The following is a 16,765-nucleotide window of genomic DNA, read 5'->3' as shown; positions in this document are numbered from 1 at the left end:
TCCCCCCGCGCCCGTCGCCGGGCGCGGGGAGCGCCACCGACGAGGAGATACGGCGCGATGCCGAAGAACAAGACGCACAGCGGTGCCAGCAAGCGCTTCAAGATCACGGGCTCCGGCAAGGTGCTGCGTGAGCGCGCCGGCAAGCGCCACCTGCTCGAGCACAAGTCGTCCAAGCTGACGCGTCGCCTCACCGGCAACGCCGAGATGGCCCCGGGCGACGCCAAGAAGATCAAGAAGCTTCTCGGCAAGTGACGCCGGGCACCCCGCTCGTCAGAGCCAGGGGTGCGCGTCAACGACCGGGACCCAATCGTTTCCGGGCCGCGTGAGAACAGACCGCGGCCCCGCTACAAGGAGTTAACAAGTGGCACGCGTCAAGCGCGCAGTCAACGCGCACAAGAAGCGCCGGGCGATCCTCGAGCAGGCCAGCGGCTACCGCGGCCAGCGGTCGCGTCTGTACCGCAAGGCCAAGGAGCAGGTCACCCACTCCCTGGTCTACAACTACAACGACCGCAAGAAGCGCAAGGGCGACTTCCGTCAGCTGTGGATCCAGCGCATCAACGCCGCTGCCCGCCAGAACGGCATGACCTACAACCGCCTCATCCAGGGCCTGAAGGCCGCCAATGTCGAGGTGGACCGCAAGATGCTCGCCGAGCTCGCGGTCAACGACATGAACGCGTTCGCCGCGCTGGTCGAGGTGGCCCAGAAGGCGCTGCCGGCCGACGTCAACGCGCCGAAGGCCGCCGCCTGATCCAGGCGCCGCGCTTGCTGAAAGCGGACCCGCAGGCCCCGCGGCCTGCGGGTCCGTTGCTTTTCCGGACCGACCCACAACCAGAAGTGAGCCGCCGCCCATGGGCACCCCCGAGCTGATCTCCCCGCGCTCCCCCCGCGTCATCGCCGCCCGGCGGCTGGCCAAGCGCAGCTTCCGGGTCAAGGAGCGGCGGTTTATCGCCGAGGGCCCGCAGGCCGTGCGGGAGGCGATCGAGCACCGCAGCGCGGGGCAGCCCACCCTGATCGAGCTGTTCGCCACCGTCGAGGCGGCCGAGCGGCACACGGAGATCATCCAGGCCGCGCACGCCGCCGGGGTCCGGGTACACCACGCCGCCGACACGGTGCTGGCCGACATCTCCCAGACCGTCACCCCGCAGGGTCTGGTCGGCGTCTGCGGCTTCCTGGACACCCCCTTCGAGGAAATCCTCGCCGCCCGCCCCCGCCTGGTCGCCGTGCTGGCGCATGTCCGCGACCCCGGCAACGCCGGCACCGTGCTGCGCTGCGCGGACGCCGCCGGAGCCGACGCGGTGGTGCTCACCGACGCCTCGGTGGACCTCTACAACCCCAAGTCGGTACGGGCCTCGGTGGGCTCCCTGTTCCACCTGCCGGTCGCGGTGGGCGTCCCGGTGGAGCAGGTGGTGCGCGGACTGCGCGGCGCCGGCGTGCGCCTGCTGGCCGCCGACGGGGCGGGCGAGCGCGACCTGGACGGCGAGCTGGACCGCGGCGCCATGGGCGGGCCCACCGCCTGGATCTTCGGCAATGAGGCCTGGGGCCTGCCCGAGGAGACCCGGGCGCTGGCCGACGAGGTGGTGCGGGTGCCCATCCACGGCAAGGCCGAGAGCCTCAACCTGGCCACCGCCGCCGCCGTCTGCCTCTATGCCTCGGCCCGTGCGCAGCGCGCGCCCGGAGGGTGCCGCTCCGTGACCTCCAGCTAGTAGGGTGTGCCGGGCGGGGGCTCGCGAGGGGGTGTGGGGTGAGCGTTGGAACGTCGTCCGGGAGCGTGGCCGCCGCGTTCGAGGACGGCACCGCCACCGGTGGGCTGGCCGCCGATGACCTGCCGGACGGCCTGGTGGTCGCCGATGCCGACGGCCGGGTGACCTGCTTCAACGCCGCCGCCGCCAAGATCACCGCGGTGCCCGCCGGGCAGGCGGTGGGCCGCCCGCTGGAGCTCGTCCTGCCACTGGAGGACCTGGACGGCCGCCGCTGGTGGACGCTGACCGACCCCTATGGCGGGCTGTCCACCCGGGCCGGCCAGCCGGAACGCAACCTGCTGCTGCCCGGCGGCCGGGAGGTGCTGGTCTCCGCCCGCTATGTGCGCGAACGGCCCTGCGGGAAGGTGGTGCGGCTGGTGGTCCAGCTGCGCGGCACCGAGGCCCGCCGCCGCACCGAACGCAGCCACGCGGAGCTGATCGCCACCGTGGCCCATGAGCTGCGCTCCCCGCTGACCTCGGTCAAGGGCTTCACCGCCACCCTGCTGGCCAAATGGGAACGGTTCACCGACGACCAGAAGCGGCTGATGCTGCAGACCGTGGACGCCGACGCGGACCGGGTCACCCGGCTGATCGCCGAGCTGCTGGACATCTCCCGGATCGACTCCGGGCGGCTGGAGGTGCGCCGCCAGCCGCTGGACATCACCGCCGCGGTGCACCGGCACGTCCAGGCCCACCTGGCCCGGGGCCAGCGGCCGGACCGGTTTGTGATCAAGGCCGCCGAGTCGCTGCCGCCGCTGTGGGCCGACCCCGACAAGATCGACCAGGTGCTGGGCAACCTGCTGGAAAACGCGGTGCGGCACGGCGAGGGAACGGTCACCATAGAGGTCGCACCCGCACTGACGCCCGCTCGCACGGAGGGAACGGCGGTCACCGTGAGCGATGAGGGCCCCGGCATCCCGGACGAGGCCATGACCCGCGTCTTCACCCGCTTCTGGCGGGGCAGCAAGCGCGGCGGCACCGGCCTTGGCCTGTATATCGTCAAGGGAATCGTGGAGGCCCACGGCGGCACCATCACGGTCGGCCGGGCCGCCCGCGGCGGCGCCCAGTTCCGATTTACCCTGCCCGTGGGCGCGCCGGCCTTCCTCACCCAGGGCTGAAGCGCCAGCCCACGGGCTCAGCAGGACCCAGGTGCCCCGTAGACTCGACCTTTGGCACCTTTTTGGCACCAAACCCTTTACTCGAGGCTGTCGGGCGCAGCGAAGCCTGGGGGCACCGCCCAGCGGTAGCTGGGGGACAATCGGAAATACGGGAAGAGATGTCGGCACCCAATAAGTCGTACGACCCTGTTGAGGTCGAGGCACTGAAACCGGAAGAGATCGAGCGGATGCGGGACGAGGCGCTGGCCGCCTTCGCCGCCGCCGCCGACCTCGACGCGCTGCGCGAGGCGAAGGCCGCCCACATGGGCGACCGCTCCCCGCTGGCGCTCGCCAACCGCGAGATCGGCGCCCTGCCGCCGCAGGCCAAGGCCGAGGCCGGCAAGCGCGTGGGCATGGCCCGCGGTGCCGTGAACAAGGCGTTCGGCGCCCGCCAGACGGAGCTGGAGGCCGAGCGCGACGCCCGGGTGCTGGTCGAGGAGGCGGTGGATGTCACGCTGCCCTACGACCGTGCCCGCGCCGGCGCCCGCCACCCGCTGACCACCTTCATGGAGCGGGTCGAGGACGTCTTCGTCGCCATGGGCTACGAGGTCGCCGAGGGCCCCGAGGCCGAGGCCGAGTGGTTCAACTTCGACGCCCTGAACTTCGAGCCCGACCACCCGGCCCGAGCCATGCAGGACACCTTCTTCGTCGCGGGCGCCAAGCCCGGGCAGGAGACCGGCGTCGTGCTGCGCACCCACACCTCCCCGGTGCAGGTCCGCTCCATGCTGGACCGCGAGCCGCCCATCTATGTGGTCTGCCCCGGCCGCGTCTACCGCACCGACGAGCTGGACGCCACCCACACCCCGGTCTTCCACCAGGTCGAGCTGCTCGCCATTGACGAGGGCCTGACCATGGCCGACCTCAAGGGCACCATCGAGCACATGGTCCGCTCGCTGTTCGGCGAGGGCCTGACCACCCGGCTGCGCCCCAACTACTTCCCGTTCACCGAGCCGTCCGCCGAGCTGGACATGCAGTGCTATGTCTGCCGCGGCGCCTCGGTGGGCGACCCCGAGAACCCCTGCCGCACCTGCTCCAGCGAGGGCTGGATCGAGCTGGGCGGCTGCGGCATGGTCAACCCCCGGGTGCTGGTGGCCGCCGGGATCGACCCGGAGAAGTACAGCGGCTTCGCCTTCGGGTTCGGCATCGAGCGAATGCTGATGTTCCGCCACAACGTCGAGGACATGCGAGACATGGTCGAAGGTGACGTGCGCTTCACCCGGCCGTTCGGGATGGAGATCTGATGCGCGCCCCGCTTTCCTGGCTGCGGGAATACGTCGACCTGCCGGCCGGCACCACCGGCCGCGACGTCCAGGCCAAGCTGATCGCCGCCGGCCTGGAGGTCGAGCGGGTCGAGCAGCTCGGCAACGATCTGACCGGTCCGCTGGCCGTCGGCCAGGTCCTCACCATCGAGGAGCTGGAGGGCTTCCGCAAGCCGATCCGCTTCTGCACCGTGGACGTCGGGCAGGCCAATGGCACCGGTGAGCCGCAGGAGATCGTCTGCGGCGCCCGCAACTTCGCCGTCGGCGACAAGGTCGTGGTGGCCCTGCCCGGCGCCGTCCTGCCCGGCGACTTCGCCATCGCCGAGCGCAAGACCTACGGCAAGGTGTCCCGCGGCATGATCTGCTCCGGCGACGAGCTGGGCATGGGCGACGACGGCAGCCACGGCATCATCGTGCTCACCCCCGAGCACGAAGTGGGCACCGACGCCATCGAGCTGCTCCAGCTGCGCGACGAGGTCCTGGACATCGCGGTCACCCCCGACCGCGGCTACTGCCTGTCCCTGCGTGGCATCGCCCGCGAGGTGGCCACCGCCTACGGCCTGCCGCTGCGCGACCCGGCCCTGCTGGACGTGCCCGCGCCCAACGCCCATGGCTACCCGGTCCAGGTCTCCGACCCGGTGGGCTGCGACCGCTTCACCGCCCGCACCGTCACCGGTCTGGACCCCGAGGCCCGCTCCCCGATCTGGCTGCAGCGCCGGCTGCAGAAGGCCGGGATGCGCACCGTCTCGCTGGCCGTGGACGTCACCAACTATGTGATGCTCGAGCTGGGCCAGCCGCTGCACGCCTATGACCGCTCCCGCCTGGACGGGCCGATCGGGGTGCGCCGCGCCGAGCGGGGCGAGAAGCTCACCACCCTGGACGGCACCAAGCGGGTGCTGGACGCCGAGGACCTGGTCATCACCGACAACAGCGGCCCCATCGGGCTCGCCGGGGTGATGGGCGGCGCCAACACCGAGATCGCCGGCCTGGAAGAGGGCGGCAGCACCGAGGTGGTCATCGAGGCCGCGCACTTCGACGCGGTCTCCATCGCCCGCACCGCCCGCCGGCACAAGCTGTCCTCCGAGGCGTCCAAGCGCTTCGAGCGCGGCGTCGACCCGGCCGCCACCTCCGCCGCCGCCCAGCGCACCGTCGACCTGCTGGTGCTGCTCGCCGGCGGCACCCCCGAGGCCGGCGTCACCGAGTTCGAGGCCCCCGGCGCCCCGCGTACCATCGCGCTGAGCGCCGACCACCCCGACCGGGTGGCAGGCGTCGACTACGGCCGGGAGACCGTGGTGCGCCGCCTGCAGCAGGTGGGCTGCGACGTCTACGGGCAGGACGAGCTGATCGTCACCGTGCCCAGCTGGCGGCCCGACCTGACCGACCCCAATGACCTCGCCGAAGAGGTCATCCGGCTGGAGGGCTACGAGAATCTGCCCGCCACCCTCCCGCAGCCGCCCGCCGGGCGCGGCCTGACCGAGCGTCAGCGCCTGCACCGCCGGGTCGGCCGGGCGCTGGCCGGGGCCGGCTATGTCGAGGCGCCCAACTACCCGTTCATCGGCGACTGGGCGCTGGACCACCTGGGCCTGGAGGCCGACGACCCGCGCCGGCTGACCGTCCGCCTGCTCAACCCCCTCTCCGAGGCCGAGCCCGCGCTGCGCACCACCCTGCTGCCGGGGCTGTTCGCCGCGCTGCGCCGCAACGACAGCCGGGGCGAGCACGACCTGGCGCTGTTCGAGACCGGCCTGGTCTTCCACCCCACCGGTGACGAGCGCCCCGCGCTGCGCCTGCCGGTCGACCGCCGCCCCACCGGCGAGGAGATCGCCGAGCTGGACGCCGCGCTGCCCGCGCAGCCGCGCCGGGCCGCCGTGGTCCTCGCCGGGGCCCGCGAGCACGCCGGCTGGTGGGGCCAGGGCCGCCCGTCCACCTGGGCGGACGCCGTGGAGGCCGGCCGCATCGTGGCCGGCCAGGCGGGCGTGGAGCTGATCGTCCGCCAGGACCAGCAGGCGCCGTTCCACCCCGGCCGCTGCGCCGCGCTGCTGGCCGTCGTGGACGGCCAGGAGATGCTGGTCGGCAACGCCGGTGAGCTGCACCCGCGGGTCATCAAGGCGTTCGGCCTGCCGGAGCGCAGCTGCGCCATGGAGATCGACCTGGACCGTCTGGAGCGCGCCGCCACCGGTGTGCTGACGGCCCCGCGGATCTCCGCCTTCCCGGTGGCCACCCAGGATGTCGCCCTGGTCGTGGACGCCTCGGTGCCCGCCGCCGAGGTCGAGGCCGCGCTGCGCACCGGCGCGGGCGAACTCCTGGAGTCGCTGCGGCTGTTCGATGTCTTCACCGGCGAACAGCTGGGCGAGGGCAAGAAGTCGCTGGCCTACGCCCTGCGCTTCCGCGCCGCCGACCGCACGCTGACCGCCGAGGAGGCGTCCGCCGCCCGCGAGGCCGCGGTCCGCTCGGCCGTGGAGCGTACCGGGGCGGTGCTGCGAGGCGCGTAACCGCCTTGTGGCGCAAGCCGGTTGAGGGGCGTCCCGGGTCTCCGGGGCGCCCCTCGCGCGTACCCGCGCTCGGTCAGCGGCGCACCTTCCGAATATCACTCAATAGGGTGGAAATGGAGGGTGGTCCGCCGCTCCGGGGGCCAAAGCTCGCCAAAATCGTATGCGGCACTGCTGCGTTGGGAGCGGATGGCATGAGCCGTACGGGGGCCGTGTGCTGGAGGCGGGGCCTGGTGTTTGTGCTGCCCGGACTCTGGGTCCTGGCCGTGGTGCTCTGGGAACTCCTCAGTCCCCTGGGCACCCAGTTCATCGAGCTGCTCGCCGCCGCCCCCGCCATCGCCTGCGCCGGCACCGGCCGCCGCCAGTGCGTCCTGCTGGGCGGCGGCTGTGCGCTGGTCGCCCTGCTGCCCGTCGGCGGCCATGACGCCCCCGCCGCCACCCGGCTGGGCACCTGCGGCGCCATCCTCGCCGTGGTCGCCGCCAGCTATCTGACCTCCGGCCGCCGCCACCGGCTGCTCGGCGAACTGGAATGGTTCAAGGAGATCGCCGCCACCACCCAGCGCGCCCTGCTCCGCCCGGTGCCGCCCCGCCTGGCCCAACTCGCCCTGGCCGGCGGCCATCTGAGCGCCACCCGGGGTGCCCTGCTGGGCGGCGACCTCTATGAGGCACTGGCCACCCCGCACGGGGTGCGGGTGGTCATCGGCGATGTCCGAGGCCATGGCCTGCCCGCCCTGGCCACCGTCGCCGCCCTGCTGGGCAGCTTCCGCGACGCCGCCCATGACGAGGCCGAACTCCCGGACGTACTGCGCCGGCTGGAGCGCTCCCTGCGACGCCATCTGGCCGCCGCCGACCACGGTGACCACGTGTCCGGCGGCGAGAACCCCGCCGGCGGCGAGGAGTTCGCCACCGTCCTGCTGCTGGAGATCCGGCCCCGGCACGAGGTCCTGGCGCTCAACTGCGGCCACCCCTGGCCGCACCGGCTCACCCCCTCGGTCACCGGCGGCCGCTGCGCCCTGGCCGAGGCACCCGGCGAACCCCTGCCGCCGCTCGGCATGTTCCCGCTCCCGGCCCGGCTGCCACCCCAGCGGCTGTCCCCGCTGCGGCCCGGCGAGGCCCTGGTGCTGCACACCGACGGCGCCGAGGACGCCCGCGACCCCGGCGGCCGGTTCTTTCCACTCGCCCGCGCCCTGACCGAGGCCGCCCGGGACGAGCGCCTTGTCCCCGGCGCCGTCGTCGAGCGCGTCCAGGCCGCCCTGCTGCGCCACACCGGCGGCCCGCTCACCGATGATGTGGCCCTGCTGGTGCTGCACCACCAGCCGGTCGCGCTCCCCATGACCCCCACGCCCCTGGCCCGCAGCGGCCCCCGCCCCTGAGTGGCCGGCCCCGGGCGGCCGTTCACACCCCGTGTGCGCACGGTTCCACTACGCTGAGTTCACCGAGCGCAACGGAGGGCGGCATGGAGCCCAACACACTGCTCGACGCCATCCTGGACGAGGCGGGCATCTCACATGCCGGACTGGCCGCCCACGTCAACGCGGCCGGACGGGCCCGGGGACTGGCGTTGCGTTACGAACACACCGCGGTGGCCCGCTGGTTGAAGGGCCAGCGCCCGCGTGGCCAGGTGCCCGATCTGATCTGTGAGGTCCTCGGCGGGCGCCTGCACCGCGCGCTCACCCTGGACGACATAGGTCTGGGCCGCCCCGGCGCCGCCCGCGCCCCCGGCACCCCGCTGTCCGGCTTTGTGGAACGGGCCACCGCGCTGTGGCGCTCCGACGAACAGCAGCGGGAACACGTGGTGCGGGCCCCCGCCGTCACCGGCACCCATGCCGTGATGCCGGTGTGGGAGTGGGAGAACCCGCCGGAGGACGCCGATGTGTCCCGGCGCGGACTGACCCGGGTCTCCATGGACGACATCGAGATGCTGCGCGCCGCCCGCACCCACTACGAGTCGATGTACCGCAAGGCCGGCGGCATCGCCACCCGCGCCCGGGTGGTCGGCTTCCTCAACGCCGAGGCCGCCCCGCTGCTGCGCGGCAGCTACTCCGACGCCGCCGGCCGCCAACTGCACCGCGCCACCGGGGGATTGGTGGCGGTGGCCGGAATCTGTGCCTATGACTCCGACGCGCACGGCCTGGCCCAGCGCTACTTCCACCAGGCGCTGCGGCTGGCCAAGGCCAGCGGTGACCGGGGACTTGGCGCCTATGTGATAGCCCTCCTGGTCAACCAGGCCCTGTTCATGGGGGAGTACCGCCAGGCGGTGGCCTTCGCCGAGTCGGCGCTGCGCTCCGCCGGTGCCGAGCTGACCCAGGCGCTGGCCGCCGACCTCTATGCCATGCAGGCCAAGGCATATGCCCGGCTTGGCGACGGTGCCGGGGCGCTGGCCTGCATCCGCCGGGCGGAGACCGCCGCCGAGCGCATCCACCCCGGCCGGGAACCCGCCGAGACCGGCTATGTACAGCCCGGTCTGGTCAATGTGCAGGTGGCGGAGGCGCTGCTCAGCCTCGGAGATCTCAGACCCGCCCGTGAGCACGCCGACCGGGCCGTTGACACCCCCGCCCATGACCGGGGCCGTGTCCACCGGCTCGCCATGCTCACGCACATCGAGCTGCGTCAAGGAGACGCGGACAAGGCGGTGGCCACCGCTCAGCAGATGACCGAGCAGGCGAGGGGCATGGAATCGCAGCGTCTGCGCGACCGGCTCCGGGCGGTTCGCGAGCACCTGATCGAAAGCGGGTGCGCCGCCACGGCCGAGGCCGCCGAGATGATCGACGGGGCGCTGCGCGTGCCCCTGTGACGACCCTTGTAAGGGCAGCGCCCGGGTAGGTGGCCACCTCGGCGGAAGGTGGCAATCACGTGCGTTGGAAGAATCTCAAGGAGTCGACCGTCTACGAGAACCGCTGGTTCCAGGTCAATCTCGCGGATGTCGAACTCCCCGACGGCCGGCACCTGGACCACTTCCTGATCCGGCTGCGGCCGGTGGCCGTGGCCACGGTGGTCAACGCGGCCAACGAGGTCCTGCTGCTGTGGCGGCACCGGTTCATCACGGACGCCTGGGGCTGGGAACTGGCGGCGGGCGTGGTCGAGGACGGCGAGGACATCGCCGCCGCGGCGGCCCGTGAGATGGAGGAGGAGACCGGCTGGCGGCCGGGCCCGCTGCGGCATCTGATGACGGTGGAGCCGTCCAACGGCCTCACCGACGCCCGGCATCACATCTACTGGACGGACCGGGCCGAGTACCTCGGCGACCCCGAGGACGGATTCGAGTCGGACCGCCGTGAGTGGGTGCCCTTGAAGCTGGTGCCCGATCTGATCGCCCGCGGCGAGGTGCCGGCCGCCAATATGGCGGCCGCGCTGCTGCTGCTGCACCATCTGCGGCTCGGTTGAACGGCCCTCGGTGGCCCGGCTGTTGATCCCCTGTGAGCCGGTGCCGCCGGCGCTCCCCGCTCCATCCGCGCTCACCGGCCCATCGTCGCCTGCCACACGGCGAGCACCAGGGCGGCCAGGCCGGTGAGCGCGGCCACCGAAGGCAGCGGCCAGCGGCCGTGCTCCAGGGCCCTGATCCGCTCGGTCACTTCGCTGATCTCACGCTCCGTCTGGTCGCTGCGCTGGGTGAGCAGGGCGAGATGACCGTCGATGCGGACGACTCCGACATCGACCCGGCGCCTGAGCTCCGCGAGCTCACCCGCCTTGGCGGCGTGCTCGGGATGGATGGTCACGGTCCGTACTCCTTCCGGGAAGGGCCCCCGTGCGGTGGGAAGTTGCGATGAGCATGAGTCAACCGCGCAGTGGCCCGGGCGGGGAGCGTGTGCGGAGGGTGAGTACGGGTAGCGGGTACGCGCCCCGTGCGAACACCGGTGTGCGGGGCCGGAACCGGCGCTCGACCGGTGCCCCCGCCCCGTTGGGGAGCGGGCCGCGGCGGTCACCGTCCGCAACCGGTCCGGCCACCCGACAACCGTCCGAAGGGTGGATTCCGCCGGAATGCCCCCGGTTTCCCACCCGGGCGGCGCCAGGATGTCGCTCCGTAGCAACGACCGTGGCTCGCACGGCGGTTGTCCCGTCCCGCGAGCCCTGAGCAAGGAGCACAGAGATGTCTCGTGCCGTCATGCGCCGCCTCGCGGCGGTCGCGGTCTCCGTGGTGCTGGTCTCCGGTGCCGCCGCAGGCGCGGCCGCTGCCGCCCCCGCCGGGCACCACCACCCGGCCGGCCACGTCCACCTGGGCAAGGGCGGCCACCAGGACCGTTCCTGGGACAGGGCCGTGGACAAGAAGCACGACCGCTTTGACAAGCGCCTGAAGTGCTGGACGCGCTGGGACGCCGAGTCGCGCGGCTATGCGCGCTGGGACGAGCGTGAGCGCTGCTGGAAGCGCAACTTCCATGGCAGGAGCCAGAAGTGGGACGTCCGCCACCACATGTGGAAGTGACGTTCTGACGGTACGGGGGCCGCCGCCCGGTGCGGCGGCGGCCCCTGGCCCGGATCAGTCGAAGTCGGTGCTCAGGCTGACCTTCTGCCAGGCCATCAGCTCGGCCTTGGCCGCGTCCAGGTACGCGCCGATCCCCTCGGCCGCGTCCTTGCCCAAGGCCAGCCGCAGCGGCGGGTGTTCGTCCGCCAGTGCGGCCAGAATGGCCGCGGCCGCCTTGGCCGGATCGCCCGGCTGCTTGCCGTCGGAGGCCGGCAGCTGCTCCCGTACCTGTCCGACGGTCTCCTGGTACGCGGGATTGGGCGCCGACTGCTGTAGCGCGCCGCCCCCGGCGAAGGAGGTGCGGAACGAGCCCGGTTCGACGATCAGCACCTTGATGCCATGCGGGGCCACCTCCAGGGCCAGCGCCTCCGACAGCCCCTCCAGGGCGAACTTGGTGGCCGAATAGGCGCCCACCCCGGGGAACGAGAACCGGCCACCCATGCTGCTCATCTGCACCACCGCACCGGATCCCTGCTGCCGCATCTGCGGAAGCACCGCTCTGGTGAGCGCGGCGGGCCCGAACAGGTGCAGCTCCATCAGATCGCGTAGCTCCCGGTCGGTGGTCTCCTCCACCGCCCCGATCACCCCGCGTCCCGCGTTGTTGACCAGTACGTCGATCCGCCCGTGCCGCTCCACCAACTCGGCCACCACCTCGGCGATCCGGCCCTGGTCGGTGACGTCCAGGGCCACCGGCACCAGCCGGCCGCCGGATGCGGCCGCCAGGTCCTGAAGCGCCTCGGGCCGCCGCGCCGCGGCCACCACCGTGTCGCCGGCCGCCAGTGCCGCCTTGACGATCTCCAGGCCGAATCCCGAGGTGGCGCCGGTGATCAGCCAGACGCGGCGATCTGCCGTGCGGGCCGGGGGCGTTGCCGTGCTCATCCATTACTCCTGTGTCCGGTGGTACTGACTTTGCCAAAGGGTCCCATGGGCCGTCAGCACCGCCGAACGCGGGCCGCTAGCAGGGTGGTTCGGCGATCAGCGCCGTGCCCACCCGGCGGAACCCCAGCCGGGCATAGAGGCGGGCGATGTCCTCATCACCGGCGCTCAGGAAGACCGTGGCCACCCCCCGCCGGGCACCGGCATCACGCACCAACTCCGCCGTGACCGCCGCCGCCAGGCCCTGCCGCCGGGCCGAGGGGAGGGTTCCCACGCCGACGATTTCGCTCACCGCCCCGACCGGCTGGTGCTGGCCCGAGCCGAGCACCGATCCGTCCACCACCGCGGCGGCCACCAAGGTCCGCCCGGACCGCTCGACGGCGGCCCGTAGGGCGGGAGTTGTCCCGGCGACCCACTCGAAGCTCTCCGGCAGGCCCAGTTGGCGCTGGCGGGCGCGCACCCGGTCCACATCGGATGCCTGGACGGGCCCGCTGAAGCCCCGTGCCGGACGGGCGTAGTACGGATACCCGGCCCCGCCGTCCCGGACGAACAGGGTCAGCGGGCCGAAGTCCTCGGCCCGTGCCCCGGAGCGGGGCACGGCGTCGTAGTACGCCTCGAGTCTGTCCAGGATGGGACTGGTCATACCGGTATCCAACGGTCAACGGCCGGTGAACGCCAGCGATTTACCCGCCCCGTCCGGGGTGTACGCACCGGCCCGGACCATGAGATGATCATGACAACGACCGCCGGCCACGGTCGGGCTGGAAGCCGCCTGGCGGCGGCACGGGGGATCGCATCGGGGGAAGTGCACCGTGATTCGGACCAGGACATGGGGGATGTCCACACCTGCCCGCACAAGACGGGCGCCGCGCCGGACGGCCTGTATGGGGCTGGTCGTCGGGCTCGCGGCCTGGGGAGCAGCCGGCGCGATGGCGCCCGCCCAGGCGGATACCGCTGTTTCCGCCCGCCCGGTGGCGCCCGCCGACGCGACCCTCTCGGGGCCCCGGCTGGTGTTCTTCAACGACAACGCCGGCGCCCCGGCGGGCGGCAGCATCGGACTGCGTGTCCTGGGCATGCCGTCGCCCTGGGACGAGGTCACCGTGACCTCCCCGGCGCTGCAACGGACGGCGCGCCTGACGCCCAAGAGCGCGGGGTCCCCGGACTCCACGGAGGTCTACGGCCCCGAGCAGATGCAGCGCTTGCGCGCCGACCTCAGGCCAGGCAGCTACCGGCTCACGGCCGCGTCCCACGGCCGCACCGTCGCCGTCACGGATCTGACGGTCACCGCGCAGGCCAAGGCGCGGATCAACAGCTTCGAGGCATGGCCGAAGGCCAAGCACCCCGGCTCCCGGGTGACGCTCTGCCTCATCGATGAGCAGGCCGCGCCGGACGAGAAGTCGCTCACCGCGACATCACCGGCGTTCGACGGACCGGTGAAGCTCACCGCCGACAGCGCCGACGACAACGCCTGCCAGAGCGCGGACGGTTCGGACACCCTGTACTCCGGCCACGCCACCGTGGCGTCCGGCCTCGCCGCGGACACCTACCCGGTGACGGTCGTCAGCCACCACGGCGGCAACACCAGCACCCAGAAGATCACCGTCACCCGCGATGCGGCCAAGTCGTCCGACGACTGGCCGCTATGGGCGACGGCGGGCGGCGCGGCGTCCCTCGCGCTGGTCGCCGTCCTTGTGATCACGGTGCGCCGGCGCCGCGGGCCGGCCGCGGGCTGATCAGCACCCTGACTTCGTAACTCCGGCTTCATAGCGGCGAAGACCTCGGCCTCGCCTTCGCGACGGCCGTCACCAGCACGGCACCGGACGGCCCGTCAGGCCGCCGGCGTGCTGCAACGAGCCCCGAACCGTGGGCTCTTCACTCCCAGGAGAACCTTCCTTGCGTCAATCACGAATAGGCCTGTTGGCCGCCGCCGCACTGTGCGGCACGCTGCTGGCCGGGAACGCGGGAGCCGCCATGGCGGCGACCCCGGCCCCCACTCCCACGAGATCCACGGCAGCCAAGCCGGCACCCACCGGCAAGGCCACCCCCGCCCCCAAGCCCCGGGCGTCCAGCACGCCATTGCCGGGCAACAAGGGCAACTGGACGGTCCAGGACGCCATCCGGTTCTGGACACCCGAGCGCATGGCCTCGGCGACCGACCCCTCGGGCCGGGTCGCCCGGCCCAAGGGCTGGACGGCATCGCACAAGACTCCGTCCGCCGCCGCCGGAATCACCGGCGAGCACTTCGGCGGCATCAAGTCCGTCGGCGTGCTCTTCCACACGGACAAGGGCATGAAGGCCCACTACTGCTCGGCCAGCGTGGTGCGCAGTGCCGGGCACAACCTCATCCTCACCGCCGGGCACTGCGTCGGCGACAACGCGGTGTTCGTGCCCCAGTACAACAAGAACCGGGGGGCGGACAACCAGCCGTACGGGGTGTGGCCGGTCAAGGAGTGGTTCCGCGACCATGAGTACGCGTCGGACAAGAGCGCCAACTCCGACCTGGACTTCGCCTTCGCCAGCGTGAAGGACAACGGCGGCCGGTCCGTCGAGGACGTGGTGGGCGCCAACACCCTCGCCCGCACCCCCGGGTTCAACAACAAGCTGACCGTCATCGGCTACCCGATGGACAAGTACGACCCGGCGGATGTCGCGTTCCGCTGCCCCGACGCCCAGACGACCGCGCTGCCCGGCTACAACCAGATGCAGATCGACTGTGCGGGCATGTGGGGCGGGGTCTCCGGCGGACCGTGGTTCTCCTCGTTCGACCCGTCCGGCCAGACCGGCGTGATCGTCGGCAATGTGGGCGGCTTTATGCAGGGCGGCCCCGATGTGCCGGCCAGCAACCCGCTGTACAACCGGATCACCTACAGCCCGCTGCACGGTGACCGGTTCTTCCAGGACTACGACGACGCCCAGAACGGCCGTCACCCCGATCATGGGCCCTACCAGCAGCCCAGCCTGCCCTACTCCATGGGCAGCGGTGACACCTGGAAGCACGCCAAGCTGATGGCTTCCGGTGACTTCAACGGCAATGGCCACAGCGACATGATCGTGGTGTGGACCGACGGCGAGGTCACCATGTACTACAGCGACCGCAACGGTCACTTCACCTCCGAACGCCAGCTGATGCCGTCCAACTCGACCTGGACCCACGCCGAGACCATGACCGCGGGCGACTTCACCGGCTCCAGCCAGTTCGACCTGATGGTGCGCTGGTCCGATGGCGAGGTCACCCTCTTCGGAGACGTCGGCTCCAACGGCCTCAATGTGTCCGGCACCCAGATGATCGGCCCCAACGAGACCTGGAAGCACGCCACCCAGATCGCGGCCGGCCGCTTCAACGCCGCCCAGTACGTCACCGACCTGATGGTGCGCTGGTCCGACGGTGAGCTCACCCTCTACACCAATGTGGGCGCCGGCTCCTTCGGCCAGGAGAACAAGCTCAAGGACTCCAACATCACCTGGCAGCACGCCACTCTGCTCACCGCCGGCGAGTTCTCCGGCAACCAGAAGTGGGACCTGATGGTGCAGTGGTCGGACGGTGAGCTCGACAACTACGTCGGCACCACCACCGCCGGCCTCGGCAGCGAGGCGCGCATCCAGAACGCCAACTCGCTGTGGACCCACAACACCGTGATGACCACCGGTAACTTCACCGCCAACGGCCGCACCGACGACCTTGTCGTCCGCTGGTCCGACGGCGAGACGACGATGTACATCGACACCGCCATGGACCACCTGGGCACCGAGGAGAACCTCGTTCCCCACGCCTGAGCGCATTGCGCATTCCCAGCGCTGAACACACCAGGGCCTGTGCGGGGCCGCAGCGGCCCCGCACAGGCCCTTGGCACGCGCCCGCCGGGTCTCACTCGTAGGTGTAGAACCCCGCCCCGGACTTCCGTCCGAGCCGCCCCGCGTCCACCATGCGCTGGAGCAGCGGGGGAGCGGCGTACAGCGGCTCCTTGTACTCGGCGTACATGCTGTCCGCCACCGAGGCCACGGTGTCCAGACCGATCAGGTCGGAGAGTTTCAGCGGGCCCATGGGGTGGGCGCAGCCCAGCTCCATGCCGTTGTCGATGTCCTCGCGGCTGGCGATACCGGACTCGAACATCCGGATGGCGGAGAGCAGATAGGGGATCAGCAGCGCGTTGACGATAAAGCCGGAGCGGTCCTGGGCGCGGATGGCGTGCTTGCCCAGCACCTGGCTCACCAGGCCGTCGGCCCGCTTGATGGTCTCCTCGCTGGTGGTGAGCGCCGGGATCAGCTCTACCAGCTTCTGCACCGGAGCCGGGTTGAAGAAGTGGATGCCGATGACCCGGTCCGGACGCGAGGTGGCCACGGCCAGCTTGACCAGGGGAATGGAGGAGGTGTTGGAGGCCAGGATGGCGTCGGGGCGGGTGACCACCTGGTCCAGGACCTGGAAGATCTCGGTCTTGACCTGCTCGTTCTCCACCACGGCCTCGATCACCAGATCGCGGTCGGCGAACTCGCCGAGGTCCGTGGTGAAGCCGAGCCGCGCCAGGGTGGCGTCCCGCTCCTCCTCGGTGATCTTGCCGCGTTCGGCGGCCTTGCCGAGCGAGTTGGTCAGCCGGGTGCGGCCCAGCTCCAGTGCCTCGCCGGTGGTCTCGGCGACCTTGACGTCCAGTCCGGCCCGGGCACACACCTCGGCGATGCCGGCGCCCATCTGGCCGCAGCCGACCACTCCGACGCGCTGGATGTCACTCACAGAGTCCCCCCATCCGACTGCGGGCCGGTGGCCGTACGTGCGTCGCTCACAAACGTGCCTTTC

The 16,765-nt window shown here is 71.9% G+C and carries 16 protein-coding genes; 12 read left to right on the top strand and 4 right to left on the bottom strand.

What is annotated here, in order from left to right:
- Positions 1-57: 57 nt before the first annotated feature.
- The 9 genes from rpmI to ACIHFE_RS22495 all read left to right on the top strand — a co-directional run bounded on the left by rpmI (position 58) and on the right by ACIHFE_RS22495 (position 10,025).
- Entirely contained in the window at positions 58-252 is a 195-nt protein-coding gene (gene rpmI, locus ACIHFE_RS22535; RefSeq protein ID WP_046504486.1) for a 50S ribosomal protein L35, read from the top strand.
- A gap of 109 nt (positions 253-361) precedes the next feature.
- Positions 362-748 carry a 50S ribosomal protein L20 gene (rplT, locus tag ACIHFE_RS22530; protein WP_400108979.1) on the top strand — a complete coding sequence of 129 codons (387 nt, stop codon included), beginning with the start codon at positions 362-364 and terminating at the stop codon, positions 746-748.
- Between the two features lie 100 nt (positions 749-848).
- Positions 849-1,703, top strand: coding sequence for a TrmH family RNA methyltransferase (locus tag ACIHFE_RS22525; RefSeq protein ID WP_400108978.1), 855 nt, complete (start codon positions 849-851; stop codon positions 1,701-1,703).
- A 65-nt stretch (positions 1,704-1,768) separates the two neighbouring features.
- Entirely contained in the window at positions 1,769-2,857 is a 1,089-nt protein-coding gene (locus ACIHFE_RS22520; RefSeq protein WP_400109290.1) for an ATP-binding protein, read from the top strand.
- Positions 2,858-3,015: 158 nt separating this feature from the next.
- Positions 3,016-4,137, top strand: coding sequence for a phenylalanine--tRNA ligase subunit alpha (gene pheS, locus ACIHFE_RS22515; RefSeq protein ID WP_400108977.1), 1,122 nt, complete (start codon positions 3,016-3,018; stop codon positions 4,135-4,137).
- Positions 4,137-6,644, top strand: a complete 2,508-nt coding sequence (gene pheT / locus ACIHFE_RS22510; RefSeq protein WP_400108976.1) for a phenylalanine--tRNA ligase subunit beta — start codon at positions 4,137-4,139, stop codon at positions 6,642-6,644. Before pheS ends, pheT begins: the two co-directional genes overlap by 1 nt.
- A 191-nt stretch (positions 6,645-6,835) precedes the next feature.
- A complete protein-coding gene (locus tag ACIHFE_RS22505) occupies positions 6,836-8,014 on the top strand; it encodes a PP2C family protein-serine/threonine phosphatase (RefSeq protein WP_400108975.1) in 1,179 nt (392 codons plus the stop codon).
- 83 nt (positions 8,015-8,097) lie between these two features.
- Positions 8,098-9,435: a tetratricopeptide repeat protein gene (locus ACIHFE_RS22500; protein WP_400108974.1), complete on the top strand. Its 1,338-nt coding sequence runs from the start codon at positions 8,098-8,100 to the stop codon at positions 9,433-9,435.
- 59 nt (positions 9,436-9,494) lie between these two features.
- Positions 9,495-10,025: an NUDIX domain-containing protein gene (locus tag ACIHFE_RS22495; protein ID WP_400108973.1), complete on the top strand. Its 531-nt coding sequence runs from the start codon at positions 9,495-9,497 to the stop codon at positions 10,023-10,025.
- 71 nt (positions 10,026-10,096) lie between these two features.
- Here the strand turns inward: ACIHFE_RS22495 and ACIHFE_RS22490 are convergent, their stop codons facing one another.
- A complete protein-coding gene (locus tag ACIHFE_RS22490) occupies positions 10,097-10,357 on the bottom strand; it encodes a hypothetical protein (RefSeq protein ID WP_400108972.1) in 261 nt (86 codons plus the stop codon).
- Between the two features lie 371 nt (positions 10,358-10,728).
- Between ACIHFE_RS22490 and ACIHFE_RS22485 the strand changes: the two genes are divergently transcribed.
- Positions 10,729-11,061, top strand: coding sequence for a hypothetical protein (locus ACIHFE_RS22485; RefSeq protein ID WP_400108971.1), 333 nt, complete (start codon positions 10,729-10,731; stop codon positions 11,059-11,061).
- A gap of 54 nt (positions 11,062-11,115) precedes the next feature.
- Here ACIHFE_RS22485 and ACIHFE_RS22480 read toward each other — a convergent pair whose 3' ends face one another.
- Together ACIHFE_RS22480 and ACIHFE_RS22475 are read right to left on the bottom strand one after the other, a co-directional pair.
- Complete coding sequence (locus tag ACIHFE_RS22480; RefSeq protein WP_400108970.1) at positions 11,116-11,979, bottom strand: oxidoreductase; 864 nt, start codon at positions 11,977-11,979, stop codon at positions 11,116-11,118.
- A gap of 76 nt (positions 11,980-12,055) precedes the next feature.
- The gene (locus tag ACIHFE_RS22475; protein WP_400108969.1) at positions 12,056-12,619 is read right to left on the bottom strand and encodes a GNAT family N-acetyltransferase; all 564 of its coding nucleotides are present in this window, start codon (positions 12,617-12,619) and stop codon (positions 12,056-12,058) included.
- 241 nt (positions 12,620-12,860) lie between these two features.
- Here ACIHFE_RS22475 and ACIHFE_RS22470 point away from each other — a divergent pair, with 241 nt between their 5' ends.
- The gene (locus ACIHFE_RS22470) at positions 12,861-13,709 is read left to right on the top strand and encodes a hypothetical protein (RefSeq protein ID WP_400108968.1); all 849 of its coding nucleotides are present in this window, start codon (positions 12,861-12,863) and stop codon (positions 13,707-13,709) included.
- Positions 13,710-13,869: 160 nt separating this feature from the next.
- Complete coding sequence (locus ACIHFE_RS22465; RefSeq protein ID WP_400108967.1) at positions 13,870-15,750, top strand: trypsin-like serine peptidase; 1,881 nt, start codon at positions 13,870-13,872, stop codon at positions 15,748-15,750.
- A gap of 91 nt (positions 15,751-15,841) precedes the next feature.
- On the opposite strand, the gene ACIHFE_RS22460 is transcribed toward ACIHFE_RS22465, so the two are convergent.
- Complete coding sequence (locus ACIHFE_RS22460) at positions 15,842-16,702, bottom strand: 3-hydroxybutyryl-CoA dehydrogenase (protein ID WP_400108966.1); 861 nt, start codon at positions 16,700-16,702, stop codon at positions 15,842-15,844.
- Positions 16,703-16,765: the final 63 nt, after the last annotated feature.

Source organism: Streptomyces sp. NPDC052396 (assembly GCF_044593195.1).
Taxonomy (GTDB): Bacteria; Actinomycetota; Actinomycetes; order Streptomycetales; family Streptomycetaceae; genus Streptomyces.
The sequence above is the reverse complement of the archived record's forward strand: the minus strand, read 5'-3'. Positions and strand labels throughout refer to the sequence as shown.

Coding starts and splice junctions, on each gene's coding strand:
- rpmI (WP_046504486.1), top strand. CDS start 58: ATGCCGAAGAACAAGACGCACAGCGGTGCCAGCAAGCGCTTCAAGATC.
- ACIHFE_RS22525 (WP_400108978.1), top strand. CDS start 849: ATGGGCACCCCCGAGCTGATCTCCCCGCGCTCCCCCCGCGTCATCGCC.
- pheS (WP_400108977.1), top strand. CDS start 3,016: ATGTCGGCACCCAATAAGTCGTACGACCCTGTTGAGGTCGAGGCACTG.
- pheT (WP_400108976.1), top strand. CDS start 4,137: ATGCGCGCCCCGCTTTCCTGGCTGCGGGAATACGTCGACCTGCCGGCC.
- ACIHFE_RS22505 (WP_400108975.1), top strand. CDS start 6,836: ATGAGCCGTACGGGGGCCGTGTGCTGGAGGCGGGGCCTGGTGTTTGTG.
- ACIHFE_RS22500 (WP_400108974.1), top strand. CDS start 8,098: ATGGAGCCCAACACACTGCTCGACGCCATCCTGGACGAGGCGGGCATC.
- ACIHFE_RS22485 (WP_400108971.1), top strand. CDS start 10,729: ATGTCTCGTGCCGTCATGCGCCGCCTCGCGGCGGTCGCGGTCTCCGTG.
- ACIHFE_RS22480 (WP_400108970.1), bottom strand. CDS start 11,979: ATGAGCACGGCAACGCCCCCGGCCCGCACGGCAGATCGCCGCGTCTGG.
- ACIHFE_RS22475 (WP_400108969.1), bottom strand. CDS start 12,619: ATGACCAGTCCCATCCTGGACAGACTCGAGGCGTACTACGACGCCGTG.
- ACIHFE_RS22470 (WP_400108968.1), top strand. CDS start 12,861: ATGGGGCTGGTCGTCGGGCTCGCGGCCTGGGGAGCAGCCGGCGCGATG.